The 20270-nt window shown below is 33.0% G+C and carries 15 protein-coding genes and 1 other RNA gene; 8 read left to right on the forward strand and 8 right to left on the reverse strand.

Annotated elements, in window-relative coordinates; genetic code table 11:
• Positions 1-13: 13 nt before the first annotated feature.
• The gene (locus JJQ60_RS20625; RefSeq protein ID WP_201924421.1) at positions 14-1015 is read right to left on the reverse strand and encodes a hypothetical protein; all 1002 of its coding nucleotides are present in this window, start codon (positions 1013-1015) and stop codon (positions 14-16) included.
• 267 nt (positions 1016-1282) lie between these two features.
• Between JJQ60_RS20625 and JJQ60_RS20630 the strand changes: the two genes are divergently transcribed.
• Complete coding sequence (locus tag JJQ60_RS20630; protein WP_201924422.1) at positions 1283-2431, forward strand: cysteine desulfurase family protein; 1149 nt, start codon at positions 1283-1285, stop codon at positions 2429-2431.
• Between the two features lie 51 nt (positions 2432-2482).
• On the opposite strand, the gene JJQ60_RS20635 is transcribed toward JJQ60_RS20630, so the two are convergent.
• The 3 genes from JJQ60_RS20635 to JJQ60_RS20645 are packed head-to-tail and all read right to left on the reverse strand — an operon-like array spanning position 2483 to position 7752.
• Positions 2483-4951 carry a TonB-dependent receptor gene (locus JJQ60_RS20635; RefSeq protein WP_201924423.1) on the reverse strand — a complete coding sequence of 823 codons (2469 nt, stop codon included), beginning with the start codon at positions 4949-4951 and terminating at the stop codon, positions 2483-2485.
• Between the two features lie 13 nt (positions 4952-4964).
• The gene (locus JJQ60_RS20640) at positions 4965-6653 is read right to left on the reverse strand and encodes a M23 family metallopeptidase (RefSeq protein ID WP_201924424.1); all 1689 of its coding nucleotides are present in this window, start codon (positions 6651-6653) and stop codon (positions 4965-4967) included.
• A 52-nt stretch (positions 6654-6705) separates the two neighbouring features.
• Entirely contained in the window at positions 6706-7752 is a 1047-nt protein-coding gene (locus JJQ60_RS20645; protein WP_201924426.1) for a beta-1,6-galactofuranosyltransferase, read from the reverse strand.
• 202 nt (positions 7753-7954) lie between these two features.
• Between JJQ60_RS20645 and glf the strand changes: the two genes are divergently transcribed.
• The 5 genes from glf to rny all read left to right on the forward strand — a co-directional run bounded on the left by glf (position 7955) and on the right by rny (position 11535).
• On the forward strand, positions 7955-9073 hold the full coding sequence (glf, locus tag JJQ60_RS20650) for a UDP-galactopyranose mutase (protein WP_201924480.1): 1119 nt from the start codon (positions 7955-7957) through the stop codon (positions 9071-9073).
• A gap of 90 nt (positions 9074-9163) precedes the next feature.
• Positions 9164-9454: a hypothetical protein gene (locus tag JJQ60_RS20655; protein WP_201924427.1), complete on the forward strand. Its 291-nt coding sequence runs from the start codon at positions 9164-9166 to the stop codon at positions 9452-9454.
• A gap of 7 nt (positions 9455-9461) precedes the next feature.
• On the forward strand, positions 9462-9752 hold the full coding sequence (locus JJQ60_RS20660) for a cell division protein ZapA (RefSeq protein WP_201924428.1): 291 nt from the start codon (positions 9462-9464) through the stop codon (positions 9750-9752).
• Between the two features lie 52 nt (positions 9753-9804).
• A non-coding RNA gene (gene ssrS, locus JJQ60_RS20665) (6S RNA) lies at positions 9805-9914 on the forward strand.
• 55 nt (positions 9915-9969) lie between these two features.
• On the forward strand, positions 9970-11535 hold the full coding sequence (gene rny, locus JJQ60_RS20670; protein WP_201924429.1) for a ribonuclease Y: 1566 nt from the start codon (positions 9970-9972) through the stop codon (positions 11533-11535).
• Positions 11536-11597: 62 nt separating this feature from the next.
• On the opposite strand, the gene JJQ60_RS20675 is transcribed toward rny, so the two are convergent.
• The 4 genes from JJQ60_RS20675 to JJQ60_RS20690 all read right to left on the reverse strand — a co-directional run bounded on the left by JJQ60_RS20675 (position 11598) and on the right by JJQ60_RS20690 (position 15984).
• Positions 11598-11996 (reverse strand): hypothetical protein, encoded by a 399-nt coding sequence (locus JJQ60_RS20675; RefSeq protein WP_201924430.1) that lies wholly within the window; start codon positions 11994-11996, stop codon positions 11598-11600.
• Positions 11997-12127: 131 nt separating this feature from the next.
• Positions 12128-12505: a SpoIIAA family protein gene (locus tag JJQ60_RS20680; RefSeq protein WP_201924431.1), complete on the reverse strand. Its 378-nt coding sequence runs from the start codon at positions 12503-12505 to the stop codon at positions 12128-12130.
• Between the two features lie 98 nt (positions 12506-12603).
• Positions 12604-12957, reverse strand: coding sequence for a hypothetical protein (locus JJQ60_RS20685; protein ID WP_236669188.1), 354 nt, complete (start codon positions 12955-12957; stop codon positions 12604-12606).
• A 468-nt stretch (positions 12958-13425) separates the two neighbouring features.
• Complete coding sequence (locus tag JJQ60_RS20690) at positions 13426-15984, reverse strand: ATP-dependent Clp protease ATP-binding subunit (protein ID WP_201924433.1); 2559 nt, start codon at positions 15982-15984, stop codon at positions 13426-13428.
• Positions 15985-16349: 365 nt separating this feature from the next.
• Between JJQ60_RS20690 and gyrA the strand changes: the two genes are divergently transcribed.
• Positions 16350-18890 (forward strand): DNA gyrase subunit A, encoded by a 2541-nt coding sequence (gene gyrA, locus JJQ60_RS20695; RefSeq protein ID WP_201924434.1) that lies wholly within the window; start codon positions 16350-16352, stop codon positions 18888-18890.
• A gap of 32 nt (positions 18891-18922) precedes the next feature.
• Positions 18923-20197, forward strand: a complete 1275-nt coding sequence (locus JJQ60_RS20700) for a tetratricopeptide repeat protein (protein WP_201924435.1) — start codon at positions 18923-18925, stop codon at positions 20195-20197.
• Positions 20198-20270: the final 73 nt, after the last annotated feature.

Raw genomic sequence — 20270 nt, forward strand, 5'->3', positions numbered from 1 at the left:
AACTATTTTTTAACTACATTTTTTTTGTGGTCTTTGGGATAGTAACATCTCTAAACCCAAATGAAAAATTCTCATCCTGAAAATTTTGATTACTACCACTAAAAATAATTCGATTAATCGTAACTGTAGTTCTAAAGGTCGTTTGTACTGTATTATCTAAACTTGGAGATATATCACCGTTTGGATTGTTTGAGTCATTCTCGGAGTTGGTGTCAAGATAATTTGGGATACCATCATTGTCATCATCATCATCTCTTGGATTTCCATTACCATTTGTATCTTCTTCAATTGTAGGAATTCCATCATCATCATCATCATTATCAAGATAGTCAGGAGTCCCGTCATTATCATAATCATCATCTCTTGGATTACCATTATTGTTGAAGTCTTCATTAATAGTTAGAATACCATCATTATCATCATCCGGATCAAGATAATCAACAAGAGAATCACCATCCGTATTTCTAGGTTCATCATTATCTGGAATACCGTTAGATAATTCTACACTAGTTAAAATATTATCATTATCATCGTCTTGGTCTTTAAAATCAGGAATACCATCATTATCAGTATCGACATTGGCTTCATCTGCAGCTGGGATGCCATCATCATCATCTTCTTCAATGATCTCTGTAAATATTTCTGACGTACCAGATGTGCCTACTAATTCTTCCGTAATGGTAATATTACTAGGTGGAATGTTTGAACAATAATAATCAGCCGATATGCTGGTACTAAATTGTCTGTAAATTAAATTGTTTGTTTCATTATTTAATTCAATGGATATGGGTGCTTCGATAGCAATTGTATCAGAATATGTTTCGCTTATAAAGTTATATGATATGGCCTCGTTAATAGTTTGATTGATCTTAAAAAAAACAAACTCATTTTTCTTTGCGCCTTCACATAATTGTAAATCGACATCGTCAAATTCAAAACTGGTAATAATAATGTCACCATCATCACAAGAAAGTAATACTAGTATAGAAAATAGAAAGTAAAAAAGCTTTTTCACGTATCCGAAAGTTTTATTGAATTATTAATTGTAGTGGTGTTATTTCTATTCTAAAGACGGTATAAAATTGAAAATGTTTTAGCATACCAATATTTTAACAATTTTTGACAAAAGTAAAGGAATTGAAAGATTATAACGAGTCTGCCTAAAAATAATTTTATTTAAACTAGTTTTGTAATCGCAAAAACATGGATAGTTAAAAAAACATAGCTTATTTTTGCATAAAACCTTTAAATATCTGTTCAAACGATTAATTTATTGAATTTAATGCAAAAAGTTTATTTTGATAGTGCAGCCACAACAAAGTTACGACCAGAGGTAATAACAAAGATGGTTTCGGTTTTAAATGAAGATTATGGTAATCCATCTTCTACTCATGGTTTTGGAAGATCTGCTAAAAATCATATCGAGCAAACTCGCAAAAATATAGCAGGGTATCTTGGGGTAAAAGCTTCAGAAATTATTTTCACTTCAGGAGGTACTGAAGCAGATAACCTTGCCTTAAATAGTGCTGTAAGAGATTTACATGTGAAACATATTATAACTTCAAAGATTGAACATCATGCTGTTTTGCATACTGTACAAGAAATAGAATCGCATTTTGGAATCGATATAAGCTATGTAGATATTAATACCGATGGTTCTATAGACTATAAACACCTAGAATCATTACTAAAAACTTCAAAAGAGAAAACCTTAGTAAGTTTAATGCATGTTAATAATGAAGTTGGAACGATATTAGATATACAGGCAGTTAGCAAGTTGTGTAAAGAATATGATGCGCTATTTCATAGTGATATGGTTCAGTCTATTGGCCATTTTGAGGTTGATTTCAACGAATTACAGGTCGATTTCACTGCGGTAAGTGCGCATAAGTTTCATGGTCCAAAAGGTGTGGGTTTTGCTTATATTCGTAAAAACTCAGGACTAAAACCATTGATTTTTGGAGGGGAGCAGGAGAGAGGTTATCGTGCGGGAACAGAGAGTGTTCATAATATCGTAGGAATGGACGAGGCATTGCGCTTAGCCTATGAAAATATGGATGAAGAAAAGCAATATGTTAGAGAGTTGAAACAATATTTTATAGATCGTCTAAAAAAATCTATTGATGGGGTAAAGTTTAATGCGAATTGTTGTGATCATGAACATAGTACCTATACACTGATTAACGTTTGCCTGCCTATTTCTGATGATAAAGCTGGGATATTGTTATTTCATTTAGATATTAACGGTATTGCTTGTTCTAAGGGTAGTGCATGTCAAAGTGGAAGCAGTAAGGGATCTCATGTATTATCAGAAATTCTTTCTGAAGAAGATCTGCAAAAACCTTCTGTTCGGTTTTCTTTTTCAAAATATAACACCCGAGAAGAAGTTGATTATGTGATAGATGTATTGAAAAAGTTTATTGACAGTTAATTTAAATTCAATCAATAGTTTTATAATATATTGTAATTGACCCTATTATATTTAAAATTTCATTCCTAAACGTACATTAAAAACTCGTGGAGTTAAAAAGTTGGGTATTGCAAATTGAACCTGGCTTGAAGCATCTCTAACAAAAGTATTGGTAATCGCATTTTGATTATCAAAGATATTGTAGATTTCAAGACCTAGACTAAGTTCTCTAAAAGCATTTAAAAAATGACCTTCCCGCAGTCTTTTTTCTGAATCTAAAACAACATAAGACATTCCTAAATCGGCTCTTCTATAATCTCTTAATCGTGACTGAAAACTATATGGATCGGCATAACTAGGTGAACCTCCAGGTAGTCCTGTTTGATAAACCATATTTAGATACATCTTTAGATTAGGAATTGTAGGCACATAATCTTGAAACAATACACCAATTTTTAATCTTTGATCGGTAGGTCTGGATATATACCCTCTATTATCAATATTTTCTTCAGTTTTTAAGTACCCCAAACTTACCCAGCTTTCAGTTCCCGGTACAAATTCTCCATTAAGTCTTAAGTCTAACCCTTGTGCGTAGGCTTTAGCGTTATTTCTTGCACGATATCGAATCCTTACATTCTCTAAGGTATATGGATTTACATCGGTTAGAGTTTTGTAGTATAGTTCCGTTGTAAGCTTAAATGGCCTGTTCCACATGCTAAAGCTATAGTCGTTACCTACAACTAAATGAATTGATTGTTGGGCTTTCACTTCGGGCCTAACTTGACCTAAAGAATCTCTTAGTTCCCTGTAAAATGGAGGCTGGTAATATACCCCACCGGATGCTCTAAAAATCATATCGGCTTTCCAATTTGGTTTTATAGCAATCTGGGCTCTCGGGCTAAATACAATTTGTGAATCAGAGCTATTTACTGTTTCGCCAGAAATATTCCAGTTGTGAGCTCTTATACCAATATTAGCCCATATTTCATTTTCTTTAATGGCTGAACGAACATTATACTGTAGATATCCAGAAATCCTTTCAGTAGTAAGATTATTGATTGCTCTGGCATTGGTAAAAGGAACAATTGGACTGGCAAAAGGAGTGTAGGGTTGATCGTTTACAATATCTAATATTGGTGGTCTTATAGAAAATCCTGCAGAATCAATAATTTCATATTCCTGTAAGCGGTCTCTAATATCTTCTGATGTGAATTTAATTCCCCAATCCAGCTGATGCTGATTTGCTATATAGCTTCCTTTGTGTTCTACATTAAATATTAGCGCGTCTAAATCATTTCTTGCATGCGTAAGCTGCGATCCTACGCCTTCACTAAACTCAACCTGCCCTAAATTTTCACTACCAATATCCGTATTAACAGTTCCTAGAGCATATTCGGCAAAGATATCATAGTGTTCCTGTTCTTGAGTTTGATATCCAGAAGCTATTAATTTTAGGGTTAAGTTGTCATTAACTTTATAAGTTCCTTTTAAGGCTCCAAAATACGTATCATAGCGATCTCTTTCTTGTCCTTGATAGCGTACCGTAAGAGCTTGTACGGTTTGCAATGTGCCAAAATTAACTTGTCGTCTCAAGGGTTCATAGTCATACGTGTTGATGGCTAAATTACCCAAGAATCCTAATTCAAATTTGTTTGTAATGTTATACGAGATGTAGGTTTGTACATCAGCAAATCTTGGTCTGAAATTAGTTTCTGTGTCTTTGGCGTTTACTAATAAACTATTATCTCGATATCTAATACCAACAATACCAGCCAATTTTTTGTTTTTTGAAATGCCACCTGCTGATACACTCGCTCCAAGAAGGCTTGCATCTGCAGTTATTCCTAATCTTGTAGGTCTTTTGTAAGTGATGTCTAAAACAGAAGAAAGCTTATCGCCGTACTTCGCTTGAAAACCTCCTGCAGAAAAATCTACATTTCTTACTAAGTCTGTATTTACAAAGCTTAACCCTTCTTGTTGCCCTGATCTAATTAAAAATGGTCTGTATACTTCAATTTCGTTTACATAGACTAAATTTTCATCAAAGTTACCTCCTCTTACAGAATATTGTGTGCTCAACTCGTTATTAGCACTAACACCAGGTAAACTTTTAAGAAGGCCTTCAACTCCTGCATTTGCAGATGGAGTCGTCCTGATGGTTTCTGGATCTAGCGTAGTAATCCCTTCAACAACTTTTTTTTCTCTACCCGATATAACTACCTCACTTATTTGCTCAACATCGGTTTTTAAAACTGGGTTTAATTCGTATTCTTGATTTTCCTCAAGGTTGATTTTAAATTGTACATCTTTTAATCCGAGATGAGATATAGTGATGTTGACTTCTTGATTTGCTGGTATACTAAGTTGATAAACACCATTTTCGTCAGATTGAGTTCCTGATGTGTTATATGTAATATTAGCACCTTGTATTGGAAAATTATCTTCGTCTAGAATCACGCCTTTTAGGACGGCTGTTTGTGCTAAAGAAGAAAAACTGATTAAAAGTATTGCGGTTAAAAGAAGTAAGGTTTTATTTTTCAAAAAGTAAGAGTATTTAAGGTTTTCTGTAAAACGTTGTTTCAAAGGTGGCTCTGTTGCCTGTTTTATCTAACACAACAAGTTTAAAATTATTTTCTGAATCGGTATTAATTTTGTCATTAAAATCGTAGACTAACATCCCTGTTTTGTAATCATACTCCATTAAGATAAACTTTCCGTTTATGGTAGCTCGATAACTTTTAATTCCAGATTCGGTATCATTAATTTTTATTTTGAGGTGAGTTTCTTTCGAGATCCACTTCTTATTAGCAAAATTCACAGGTACTATAGTTGGTTTCTGAAGGTCAGAAAATAAGGAGTAGGTTCCGAAGGTACGAGTTCTGGTAGAAAACTGATTTCCTTTTTTATAAGTTCTTGAGAAGTATACTTTTTTATTGTCACTAATTCTACCGATATATAATTTTTTTCTATCCTCTTCTTTATAATGCGAAACGTCAAAAACCAATGTCATATTTTTATGAAGAGGAGTTTCTTTGTTGTGTATTTTTGCTGTTTCACCATTAACTGATATATCCAGATATGTGTTTTTGTATAAACTACCTTTTGGAATTAAGAGATCAAAAATTCCAGAACTAAACGTATAGTTTTCGTTTGACAATGCATAATTTGATGTTTTCTGGATTTCTGATTTTTTAATAGAGTTTGATTTTTTGCCTTGTATAGGTACATTAATTATAGTTGTATTGTTTTTGAAATCTTTAATATGAATTGTGTAGTTGTATGATAGACTATCTTCTACAGTAATATACCCATTATTTGTTTTGTTTTTATATACACTTAAAGGGTTGTTTTTTTCTATAAAAAGTTTGCTTATTCTACTTCGATTTTTCTTGAAATATGAAAAATCAATTAGCCTATTAATATATCTGGTTTCGGCAAAAGAAAAGCGATTCATTTCTAATTTGAAATTCTCTTGTCCATTAATTTCTGTGATAATTTTATAAACACCATTGTTATTTGCAGCGAGATCTTGTTTATCTATTGTAGAGACGCCAAAACCAATTCTTCCAAGGGCACTTATATTTTCGGCTTTAAAGCTCCCGTCTTCTTGTGGGGTTAGTTGTAGTTTTATTGTTTCTTGTGCATTATTAATATGTCCGTCTTTATCTAAGTTATATACCCAAAGGCCATTAACAATTGGCTTTCTGGTATCCTTTACATCAATACCAAAGCTCATTGGATTCATAGGTCTTGATTTTGCATCTCTGATTTCAAAATGTAAATGAGGACCAGAACTCCCTCCGGTATTTCCGCTGTAGGCAATAATATCTCCTTGTTTTACGGTTAACGAACCAGATTTTGGAAAGAGTTCTATTTCATAAGACTCTTTTTTATATTGTCTTTGTTTTACATATGCTTCAATTTCTGGAGAAAATCGCTTTAAATGTGCATAAACAGTAGTGTATCCATTAGGATGTACTACATACATTGCTTTACCATATCCACCATGCGAGACTTTGATACGACTCACTCTTCCTGATGCAGATGCATACACATTTAGTCCTTCTTCACCATTAGTTTTCATATCCAAACCAGAATGAAAATGATTGGATCTTAACTCGCCAAAGGTTCCAGAAATTACTAAAGGAATGTCAAGAGGGTGTATAAAATAATCTTTTGCAATTTTTTCTTGGGCTTGGCACAAAGAAATACCAAATAAAATAAAAGCTAATATTGAACGCATAGGGGGGTAAAAAAGTTTTGTAACACTGTAAAAATACATGTTTTTTGTTTAGCTATATGTTTTGCATTGCCTGATGTATTGCATCGCTTAAGTGTCCTCCAGAGATTATTTTTTTTCTAACCTCGTTTACATTTTTTTTCATTTCTAAATATTCTTCTTGAGATAAGTTTTCAAGAGTGTCGCTTAGATCTTTTAGGTTTGATACCGCAATACCTATACCATTTTCAAGTATAAAACTACCTATTGCAGCTTTATCCCAAACAATAACCGGTAAACCACATAAAATATATAGTGATGTTTTGTGTGGGTTGTTGTATTTCAAATATTGACCATATTGTCCGCTACATTCTTCGGTAGAGGTGCCATCCCACACGAGGCCAAAAGATCCTTCTATTTTGTAGGCTACCACATCAGAAGGGAATCCACCTTTATAATCTAATATTGAGTTTTCTTTTGGGACCTTAAGTTTTTCATAATCAAAACCAAGACCATAAAGGTTCATCTTGAAATTATTTTTTTCTAATGTGTCAAGGTCATACATATACGAGTTTTTTCCTTCGCCAAAACCACCAGCATACACAACCTCGAATGGTTTTTTGCCAGTATTAGTGTTGTTTTGCTCAGGTAGTCCCTGGTTTGATAGATAGTCAAAAATTCCTAATACAATGACTGGTATTTGTACACCTTGATCAAGAAACCACTTCTTCATAGCTTCGTTATGTACAATAATCGCATCAGAAGAAATTATTTTTTTTAGTTCTTTTTCGGCGCTACTGGTGCGCCCTTTTAAGAATCGAACATCATGGACAATAGTAATCACTCGACATCTTTTTAATTTTGCACCAAAAAGAACATACTTTCTAAATTTATTTAAGGGATATTGTGTACAAAGTGTACTTTTGATTGGTAAACGTAATAGAGCAAGGCTAATTCCAAAAAAGTTTTTTATAGTGCCTTTAGCAGAACTAGGGATTGAAGATTGTTTAAACCCTAAATTTTTAAAGCCCATTTCTGATAAAATATTTTCGCAATCAGTTTTGGCTTTTCCTGCGGCATTAAAAAGAGATTTGTAATTTCTGGAAATATAATATCCTTTCATTTAATATTAATTTTTGGATCTGTTTAAATAAATTTATGGAAGGAAAGATACATACATTTTATTTTTTTATACAAAATCTTAATAAGATAATTGAAATAGAATTTTTTTAAGTAGGATTATAGAAAATTAAATAGATTAAAAAGCATTAGTTTTGACGATGTTAGTTTTAGAATAGTATATTTAAACAAAAGAGAGAAAAGTGATAGAAAAAAAATATGATTATTTAATTGTTGGTGCAGGATTATTTGGGAGTGTTTTTGCTCATGAAATGACGAAGCGAAATAAGAAATGTCTGGTAATAGATAAGCGTAATCATTTGGGAGGTAATGTATATTGTGAAGAAAAAGAAGGAATAAATGTCCATAAATATGGGGCTCATATTTTTCATACTAATGATAAAAAGATATGGGATTATGTAAACCAGTTTGCAACATTTAATAACTATATAAACTCTCCATTATCGTTATCAAAAGGTAACTTGTATAACTTACCTTTTAATATGAATACTTTTTATCAATTATGGGGGACAAAAACTCCCGAAGAAGCAAAACAAAAAATAAACGAACAGATTGCAAAGTATGGCGTTAAATCACCAAATAATCTCGAAGAACAGGCTTTGTCATTGGTTGGTAAAGACATTTATGAAACTTTTATAAAAGAATATACAGAAAAACAATGGGGTAAAAAGGCGACAGAACTCCCAGCTTTTATTATCAAAAGACTCCCTGTTCGATTTACTTATAATAATAATTATTTCAATGATATATACCAAGGTATCCCAATAGGAGGGTATAATGTTATTATTGATGGGTTACTAAAAGGGATTGAAACAAAAACGAGTATAGATTTTTTTGAAGACAGACAACATCTAGAATCTCTTGCAAATAAGATCGTGTATACCGGAAAAATTGATGAGTTTTTCGGCTATAAGTTTGGGCAATTAGAATATAGGTCTTTACGATTCGAGAATGAAGTACACGATATTGAAAATTATCAGGGGAATGCTGTAGTAAACTATAATGATGCTCAATATTCATATACGCGAATTATTGAACACAAGCATTTTGAGTTTGGAAAACAAGAAAAAACGATTATTACTAGAGAGTATCCAGAAAATTGGGATAGAGGAAAGGAAGCATATTATCCAATAAATAATGATGATAATCAAAAGGTGTTCAAGCAATATAAAGAAGAATCATTAAAGTCGAAAAATGTTATTTTCGGAGGTAGATTAGCAGAGTATAGATACTATGATATGCATCAAATAATAGCCTCATCTTTGGCCAAAGTAGAAGAAATATCAAAGAGAAAACAAGAATAATAAGTGGCATTAAAATTAGTTTAAAAACTATTGGGTTTTTTCAATTGGTATGTTAACTTTGTGTAACGAAGTATTGTGTAAAATTAATTAATGAGTGATTTAATTGAAATTGTTGATTCTCTTGAAAATAGAATAAGTAAGTTGCTTCATAAGTATGAATTGGTGAAACAACAAAACGCTAACCTAAAAGATAAAATCAAGGAATTAGAGTCTAATTCAGACCTTCAAGCAGATCAATTAAAGCACTGGGAAGAAAAATTCAGTGCACTCAAAAATGCAAACGCAATGCTTGGCAGTGACGAACATAAAAGGGAGACCAAGCTCAAAATAAACGCTTTAATAAGAGAAATTGATATGTGTATAGCACAACTCTCTGAATAAGTAAAATATGGCAGAAAAGCTCAAAATTAAACTATCAATTGCAGATAGAGTATATCCTTTAACGATCTATCCTGATCAAGAAGAAGGTTTGCGTAAAGCAGCAAAAAAGATAGATGCAATGATTAAGCAATTTGAGCAAAGTTATGCGGTAAGAGATAAGCAAGATGTACTAGCAATGTGTGCTTTACAATTTGCGGCACAGGTCGAACAAAAAACTATAGATAAAAATGATGATATGGTTAATGTAGAAAGCAGATTGCATACATTAAATGAATTACTACTTGACCATTTATCATAACGTTCATTAAAATAAATAAGGTTACTGCCTGCACTAGTTGTTATTTTGATAAACTCAACAAGAATTAATTAAAAAGGGTGAGTTTAAGTTGTAAAAGCGCGCTGCCATTATGAGCAGATTCTTGATCAATTTGTTAGCCCTAAACCTGTTTTTACAGAGTTTATACAGAACCTTTGCTAGTGCAGGCTTTTTTTATATATAAACATTAACAACGATTATGGATAACATTATATATCTGGTCGGCGCTTCAGTAGTGGGGTTAGTAATAGGATTTATTATTGCTAAAATGCTGGAACGCAGTAAAGCATCAGAGATTATTAAAGACGCAAAGAAAACTTCAGATAGCATTCTCAGAGATGCAAAAAGTGAAGGAGAAACCATCAAAAAAGATAAAATACTTCAGGCAAAAGAAAAATTTATTGAATTAAAATCTGAACACGAAAAGGTTATACTGTCTAGAGATAAGAAAATAGCTGAAGCTGAAAAAAGAACACGAGATAAAGAGTCTCAGGTTTCTAATGAATTGTCTAAAAGTAAAAAACTGAATACAGAGCTGGAAGAGAAGATCAAAAATTATGATCATCGCAATGAATATCTCGAAAAGAAACAGAGCGAGCTTAAAAAGCTTCATAAAAGCCAGGTTCAGCAGTTAGAAGTAATTTCAGGATTATCGGCAGAAGAAGCAAAAGAACAATTAGTAGAATCTTTGAAGGAGCAGGCTAAGACCGACTCGATGGCACTTATTCAAGATACTATTGAAGAAGCAAAATTAACAGCTAAACAAGAGGCTAAGAAGGTTGTTATTAATACCATACAAAGAATAGGTACTGAAGAAGCTATAGAAAACTGTGTTTCTGTATTTAATATCGAAAGTGATGATGTAAAAGGAAGAATCATTGGTCGTGAAGGAAGAAATATTAGAGCAATTGAAGCGGCAACAGGAGTAGAGATCATAGTCGACGATACACCAGAAGCTATAATTCTTTCTTGTTTTGATTCTGTTAGAAGAGAAGTTGCAAGATTGTCTCTTCATAAACTTGTAACCGACGGAAGAATACACCCTGCTCGAATCGAGGAGATTGTTAAGAAAACAAGAAAACAAATTGACGAAGAAATTATAGAGGTTGGAAAGCGTACTGTGATTGATTTAGGAATTCATGGATTGCACCCAGAATTAATCAAAACCGTCGGAAGAATGAAGTACAGATCTTCTTATGGTCAGAATTTGTTGCAACACTCTAGAGAAGTTGCAAAATTATGTGGTGTTATGGCAGCAGAATTAGGATTAAACCCAAAGCTTGCTAAAAGAGCTGGTTTGCTTCATGATATTGGAAAAGTTCCAGATACTGAAACCGAAGTTCCTCATGCCATTCTTGGAATGCAATGGGCTGAAAAATATGGTGAAAAACCAGAGGTGTGCAACGCTATTGGTGCCCATCATGATGAAGTAGAAATGACTTCGTTGATATCTCCTATCATTCAGGTGTGTGATGCAATTAGTGGAGCTAGACCTGGAGCAAGAAGACAAGTTTTGGATTCTTATATTCAAAGATTAAAGGATCTGGAAGAGATTGCTTTTGCTTTTGATGGTGTTAAGAAGGCATATGCTATACAGGCCGGTAGAGAATTACGTGTGATTGTTGAAAGTGAAAAAGTGAATGATGAAAGAGCAGCAAGTTTATCTTTTGAAATCTCACAAAAAATTCAAACCGATATGACGTATCCAGGCCAGGTAAAAGTAACTGTAATTAGAGAAACAAGAGCGGTTAATATTGCCAAATAAGTTACTGCTTATTTCTATATAATAAACGGAATAAAAAATGGAGAGGTATCCTCTCCATTTTTTTATTGATCTTTTGTTGTTATTCCATCCTTGCGTTTTTTTATAATCTCATCTTTCCAATCTAATGCTTCTTCAAGAGTGTCAAATTGCTGGAGCTTTTTGTTTGTAAACACTTTTTCTATTTTAGCTTGACTTCTTTGCTTTGGATCATTAGAAACAATAGCAATTCCAAGTAAGTTCGGGATTTTATTACTTTCAACATATATCATGGGGTCAATAGTGTAAGAGTTGATACGAACTGCCAGGTATACAAAGAATTTATTTTCGAAATGTTTCTTTGTGACAAAATTCAATTCAGAAATATGTTCTGGTACCACAGTAACTCCTTCATTTATATACACACGTATATGGTCTTCATAAATTTCTGCAAGACAGTAGTCAAAATTGTAAGATGTAATCATGTAATTTTTTAAAAAATATAGTTCCGTTTTTAATTAGGAAAAGGTAAAAATCCCTTACTTTTCTAACTAAAAGGTATGAAAAAAATACGATATTTCAATTTACGTCTGTATTATGCTCGGATTTAGAGTTGTTAATCTATATATTTTTTAATGATTTGATCCTTCCATTTTAAGGCTTCTTCAATTGTGTTAAAGTGTTTGAATTCTTTTTCAAAAAATGGTTTTTCAACTTTAGTTTGTATTTTTTGTAAAGGATCATCAGATACCACGGCAACACCAATCAAACTGGGTACTTTGCTGGATTGTAAATGAGTGGCGGGATTAACAGAATAAGAGTTGATTCTATGAGAAATATATACAAAGGGCTTATTCTTATAATGTTTATTAACGATTTTTAGAAATGTACCTATGTATTTTGGAGATACCGTTACGCCTTGCTTCATTACTACAATAGCATAATCATTGTATAGTTCGGCTGTACAAAAATCTAAATTATAGAACTTAATCATTGGTAATAAATAGGCGTCAGAGTATAAGTTATTAAGTTACAATAAATACAGATGAATTTAATATAATAGCCATACTTTTTTTACATATTTCAAATGGGTTATTTACACGATAAGGAGTGTTTTTTAATGATTTCATCCTTCCATTCCAAAGCTTCCTCCATAGTATCAAATTGTCTAAATTCTTTTCCGAAAAATGTCTTTTCTATTTTGGTTTGCATTTTTTGAAGAGAAGTATTAGATACAACAGCGAAGCCTACTAAATTTTTGATCTTAGCAGTTTCAATGTATATAGTTGGGTCTACAGAATATGAATGAATTCTGTGTGTAATATAGACAAACGCTTTATGCTTGAAATGCTTGTTTGCGATTTCGACAAATACATTATTGTATTCTGGAATAACTGTAATTCCTTCATTCATTACATTGATTACATAATTTTCGAATATATCCATTTGGCAAAAGCCTAAATTGTATGATGCAATCATTTAGTGGTCTTAAATTTGGTTTATGTATTAGTTATGAGATAATGTGTTCTTTGTTAAAATATTTATCGTTCTCTGCTTATTGATAATTCTAGTCTATTAATATTATCTCCTTGTAATATGAAATTTAATAAAACGTATACGATTTGATATATAAACTAATAAGAGTCGTTTGTGTAATATTCTTTTAAATAGCCATTTAGCTATCTTATCATTCGCATTAGCAACAACATTGAATTCATGCGCTTTAAGCAACAAAGTACTAAGAAAATTGTACTTCATCAATAAAGTTTATTAGTAACTACAAAATTATGTTTAATTTATTAATTAGAAAAATGAACAAAAGTTAAATGTTGTGCTACAAGCAGTATTTAGTAATAAAAATTGCCTTTAGTAGTACTAAAGGCAATTTTTGTAATTAACTATTTTGTAAAACAATTATGATTCTGCTGATTTTTCGGGTTTTTTGATATTTATCGTTAACTCTCCAGAATTATCATCAATGTCCATATATATGCTATCTCCTTCTTGAAGTTGTGCATTAATAATCTCTTCGGCAAGGGCATCTTCTATATATTTTTGAATAGCTCTTTTTAAAGGTCTTGCACCATACTGTTTGTCAAATCCTTTTTCGGTAATATAATCTTTAGCCTTTTCACTTAAGGTAAGATCATATCCCAGACCTTTAATTCTTCCATATAGTTTATCAAGTTCGATATCAATAATCTTATGTATATCTTCTCTTTCAAGAGCATTAAATACTACAACATCATCAACTCTATTTAAGAATTCGGGTGCAAATGCTTTTTTTAGTGCATTTTCTATAACTCCTTTTGCGTAGCTTTCTGCCTGAGTTTTTTTGGCTGTAGTACCAAAACCTACACCTTGACCGAAATCTTTTAATTTTCGTGCTCCGATATTAGAAGTCATGATAATGATGGCATTTCTAAAGTCTATTTTTCTACCTAAACTATCGGTAAGGTATCCATCATCCAGCACCTGAAGCATCATGTTAAACACATCTGGATGAGCTTTTTCTATTTCATCTAAAAGAACAACGGCATATGGTTTTCTTCGTACTTTTTCTGTAAGCTGACCACCTTCTTCGTAGCCTACATATCCCGGAGGTGCACCTATAAGTCTTGAGACGGCAAATTTTTCCATGTATTCGCTCATATCAATTCGAATAAGGGCATCTTCGCTATCAAAAAGCTCTTTGGCCAGTACTTTGGCTAACTGTGTTTTACCTACACCTGTTTGTCCAAGAAAGATAAAGGAGCCAATGGGTTTGTTTGGGTCTTTTAAACCAGCACGATTACGTTGTATGGCCTTAACCACTTTGGTAACTGCTTCTTCCTGACCAATCACTTTACCCATAATTAGGTTAGGTAATTCTGCAAGCTTATTACTTTCGGTTTGTGCTATACGATTTACAGGGATACCTGTCATCATTGAAACTACATCTGCAACATTTTCTTCATCAACAGTTTCTTTGTGCAGTTTAGATTCTTTTTCCCATTGTTCTTGTGCTACACTAAGCTCTTTTTCAAGATTTTTTTCATCGTCTCTAAGTTTGGCTGCCTCTTCATACTTTTGCTTTTTAACGACACTGTTTTTAAGCTCTCGTACTTCTTCTAGTTTCTTTTCTAAATCAAGAACCTTTTTTGGAACATCAATATTAGTTATATGAACTCTAGAACCTGCTTCATCCAGGGCATCAATTGCCTTGTCTGGTAAAAAGCGGTCGGTCATATACCTATTCGTTAATTTTACACAAGCTTCTATTGCATCGTCGGTATAACTAACATTGTGATGCTCTTCATACTTTTCCTTAATATTATTAAGGATTTCGATAGTTTCTTCAATATTTGTAGGCTCTACAATTACTTTTTGGAAACGTCTTTCTAAAGCTCCATCTTTTTCAATATACTGTCTATATTCATCTAGTGTCGTAGCACCAATACATTGTATTTCTCCTCTGGCAAGTGCAGGTTTGAACATGTTTGAGGCATCTAGACTTCCGGTGGCACCACCGGCACCAACAATAGTGTGAATCTCATCTATGAAAAGGATAATGTCGTCATTCTTTTCAAGCTCATTCATCACAGCCTTCATGCGCTCTTCAAATTGTCCACGGTATTTGGTACCAGCAACTAAACTGGCTAAGTCGAGTGTAACAACCCGTTTGTCAAATAAAATTCGAGAAACTTTTCGTTTTACTATTCGTAATGCAAGTCCTTCCGCTATAGCAGATTTACCAACTCCAGGTTCACCTATAAGCAAAGGGTTATTTTTCTTACGTCTGCTTAGAATTTGAGATACGCGTTCTATTTCTTTAGACCTACCGACTACGGGGTCTAATTTTCCTTCTTCTGCCATTGCAGTTAAATCTCGCCCAAAATTATCTAAGACAGGAGTTTTAGATTTTTTTCCAGCTTTGCTTCCTCCGGTAGGAGAGTTAAAAGGATTTTCTTTTGAAGAATCTCCACTTAAATCATCATCGTCTTCAGAGAAAGATTCTGCTTTTGGGTTGTCCATATATTCTTCGTCGTTAGCAATCATATATTTAAATTGGTCTTTAACGTTATCATAATCTACTTTTAAACGATTTAAAAGTTTAGTAGTTGGGTCATTTTCATTTCTTAAGATACACAAAAGCAGATGTGCAGTATTGATTGATGAGCTTTGAAACAACTTTGCTTCAAGGAAAGTAGTTTTTAGAGCTCTTTCTGCCTGTCTGGTTAAATGCAGATTTTTTTTCTCATTTGATACAATGGCTACATCTGGGTTCGCTGGACTAAGAATTTCGACTTTCCTTCTTAGGTTTGTCAAGTCTATATCTAATGCATCAAGGATGTTAATTGCCTTTCCGCTACCGTCTCTTAATAAACCTAGCATAAGGTGCTCTGTGCCTATAAAATCATGCCCCAATCTAAGAGCTTCTTCTTTACTATATGCAATAACATCTTTTACTCTAGGTGAAAAATTATCATCCATAAGGTTAATCTCTTTCTTTTTAACTAAAATAGTAATTTTTTAGGATAGTAAGGCAAAAACTATTCCTTTTACGTGATCATTAACAAATATCTGACAGTAACGCAATATAATGTCATATAAATGAGAATTTTATATAAATAGTACTACAAATTTACTGACAAAATGGGTGTATTTTACCTTTACTATGGGTAAATAGACAAAAAAAGCTTTAATAATCAAAACCTATACATATAGACTTATTAACCATTAGCTATATTATTTTTGTTAATAAATTACGTATATTACATAGCTTATTAAGCGTTAAAACCGTCTTAAATTACTTAAATTAGCGCGTTTATTAATTCAATTTTAGAAAAAAGTTTTTTATGACAGAAGGAGAAAAACTTATACCTATCAATATAGAAGATGAGATGAAATCGGCATACATCGATTATTCGATGTCAGTTATTGTATCTCGTGCTCTTCCAGATGTTAGGGATGGTCTTAAACCTGTGCATAGACGTGTTTTGTATGGTATGTATGAGCTCGGTGTTAGAGCTAGTAGTGCCCATAAGAAATCGGCTAGAATCGTTGGAGAAGTTCTTGGTAAATATCACCCACATGGTGATACTTCAGTATACGATACAATGGTTCGTATGGCCCAAGAGTGGAGTTTAAGATATATGTTAGTTGATGGTCAAGGTAACTTTGGTTCTGTAGATGGGGATAGCCCGGCAGCAATGCGATATACAGAAGCAAGAATGCGTAAGATATCAGAAGATATGCTTGCCGATATCGAAAAAGATACTGTAGATCATACCTTTAATTTTGACGATACATTACAAGAGCCAACAGTTCTTCCTACAAGAGTACCAGGATTATTAATTAATGGAGCTTCGGGGATTGCAGTGGGTATGGCAACTAATATGCCACCGCACAACTTAAGTGAAGTTGTTGACGGTACAATTGCCTATATTGATAATACTGATATAGAGATTGATGAGCTCATTACACATATCAAAGCACCTGATTTTCCTACGGGTGGTATCATTTATGGATATGATGGAGTAAAAGAAGCTTTTAAAACAGGAAGAGGAAGAATAGTAATGCGAGGTAAAGCCACTTTTGAAGAGGTAAATGGCCGTGAATGCATTATTGTTACTGAAATTCCTTATCAGGTCAATAAGGCGGATATGATTAAAAAGACCGCTGATCTGGTTAATGATAAAAAGATCGACGGTATTTCTACTATTCGCGATGAATCGGATAGAAAAGGAATGCGTATTGTGTATGTTCTAAAGCGTGATGCAATACCAAATATTGTACTTAATCTTTTATATAAATATACAGCTTTACAGTCTTCTTTTAGTGTAAATAATATTGCATTGGTTAATGGAAGACCGCAATTGTTGAATGTAAAAGAAATGATTCATCATTTTGTAGAGCACAGACACGAAGTTGTTGTGCGTCGTACAAAATTTGAACTTAAAAAAGCCGAAGAAAGAGCGCATATACTTGAAGGATTAATTATTGCTTCAGATAATATAGATGAAGTAATAGCATTAATTCGTGCTTCTGCAAATGCAGATGAAGCACGCGAAAAGCTCATAAAACGTTTTAAACTTTCTGAGATACAGGCTAAAGCAATCGTAGAGATGCGTTTACGACAGCTTACAGGTCTGGAACAAGATAAACTTCGTGCCGAGTATGAAGAACTAATGAAGACTATCGAAGATCTTAAAGATATCTTGGATAAGAAAGAACGAAGAATGGATATCATCAAAGAAGAACTTATCGAGGTTAAAGATAAGTATGGTGATGACAGACGTTCTCAAATCGAATATGCTGGAGGAGATTTAAGTATCGAAGATATGATCCCTGACGAGAAAGTTGTAATAACGATTTCTCACGCTGGTTATATTAAAAGAACTTCGCTTACCGAATATAAGAAACAAAATAGAGGTGGAGTAGGTCAAAAAGGAAGTACCACTCGTAATGAAGATTTTCTTGAGCATTTATTTGTAGGGACAAATCATCAATATATGTTGTTCTTTACACAAAAGGGTAAATGTTTCTGGATGCGGGTATATGAAATTCCGGAAGGAAGTAAAACTTCTAAAGGTAGAGCTATCCAAAACCTTATTAATATCAGTAATGATGATAAGGTAAAAGCTTTTATCTGTACTCAGGATCTTAAAGACGAAGAATACATTAATTCTCATTATGTCATAATGGCAACCAAAAAAGGGCAAGTCAAAAAGACATCTTTAGAGCAGTATTCTAGACCAAGAACAAATGGTATTAATGCGATCACGATAAAAGATAACGATGAACTTCTAGAAGCTAAATTAACAGACGGGAAAAGTCAGGTTATGTTAGCTGTTAAATCAGGAAAAGCAATTCGTTTTGAAGAAGAAAAAACGAGACCTATGGGTCGTGGCGCATCTGGAGTTAGAGGAATACGTTTAGCTAATGACAATGATGAAGTAATAGGAATGGTTGCCGTAAATGATATGGAAAGCAATATTTTGGTTGTTTCTGAAAATGGTTACGGAAAGCGTTCTAAACTAGAAGACTATAGGATTACCAATCGTGGTGGTAAGGGAGTGAAAACGATCTCTGTTACCGAAAAAACAGGAAACCTGGTTGCAATCAAAAATGTAACCGACTTGGATGATCTTATGATTATCAATAAATCGGGTATTGCTATTCGATTATCTGTTGAAGATTTACGCGTTATGGGGCGTGCAACACAAGGTGTTCGTCTGATTAATTTAAAAGGTAAAGATTCAATTGCAGCAGTAGCCAAAGTAATGCATGACGAAGATGATATTGATGAAAATGGAATGGAAGACGAAAATATTTCTGTTCAAGATTCTGAATCTGCATCAGATGGCACAAATATTGATAAAGAAACAAAGGAATAATTAAATCCCAATTTTTAAAAAAAAATCGAGTAATGAAAACTAAATTTATCGTAGTACTATTTGTAACATTTAGTACTATAGGATTTTCTCAAAAACAAGAATTAAAATCAGCTTCTAAAGCACTTAAATCTGGTAATGTTGAAGCTGCTAGTGAAGCATTAAAAGCAGCTGAAGGACTTTTAGAAACTGCTGATAATAAAATGAAAGCTCAATATTATTTCCTGAAAGGTCAGGTGCTTTCTACGTCTGCAGATACGTCTATGGAAAAAATAGAAAATGCAGCTAATGCTTATACTAAAGCAATTGAAATAGAAAAAGAGTCAGGAATTTCTAAGTACTCTGCTGAAGCGAACCAAAAAATTCAGACAATACGTCAGTCATTGGTTGAGAATGCAATTAAAGATCAAAATGCAAGCAACTATAAAGGAGCAGCAGAAAAATTGTATTTAAGTTATACTACTAACAAAGTTGATACTATATATCTATATTATGCAGCAGGTAATGCTGTGAATGGTAAAGATTATGATACAGCCTTAAAATATTACGAAGAATTAAAAACTTCTGGGTTTACAGGGATTACTGAAGAATTTGTAGCTACCAATAAAGAAACTGGAGAAGTTGAACCTTTTGATTCTAAACAAACTAGAGATCTTTCTGTTAAATCAGGAAAATATATCAAACCTGAATCTCGCAAATTAGAATCAAAAAGAGCCGAAATAGTTAAAAATATCGCATTGATATATATGACTCAAGGAAAAGATGAAGATGCGATCAAAGCAATTGAAGAAGCTAGGCAAGAAAATCCTGAGGATACTGCTTTAATGCAAGCTCAGGCAGATATGTTTTATAAACAAGGTAATATTGCTAAGTATAAAGAAATTATGGAGCAGATCGTTGCTAACGATCCGGAAAATGCAGATTTACTATATAACTTAGGAGTAAGTGCTTCTCGTTTAGGAGATGATGAGCAAGCTATGGGGTATTATAAGAAAGCTTTAGAGTTGAAACCTGATTATACTTCTGCTCAAATTAATATAGCGGCTTTGATTCTTGGTAATGAAAAGGCGATCGTTGAAGAAATGAATAACCTTGGTACTTCTAGCAAGGATTATAAGCGTTATGATGAGTTAAAGGTTGAGAGAGAGGATTTATATAAGAGCGCAGTACCGTATTTAGAAGGAGCATTAAAAAGTGATGCAGATAACATTGAAGCTGTACGTACATTAATGAACATTTTCATGCAACTAGATGATCCTAAAGCTGATGCTTTGAAGAATAAATTGAAAGCTTTAGAAGGAGGTAATTAATCCTTTCAAGTATATAAACAAAAAAACGGGTTCAGTAATGATCCCGTTTTTTTGTATAAAGGTTTAGATAAAA

The organism is Aquimarina mytili (assembly GCF_016735115.1).
GTDB lineage: Bacteria > Bacteroidota > Bacteroidia > Flavobacteriales > Flavobacteriaceae > Aquimarina > Aquimarina mytili.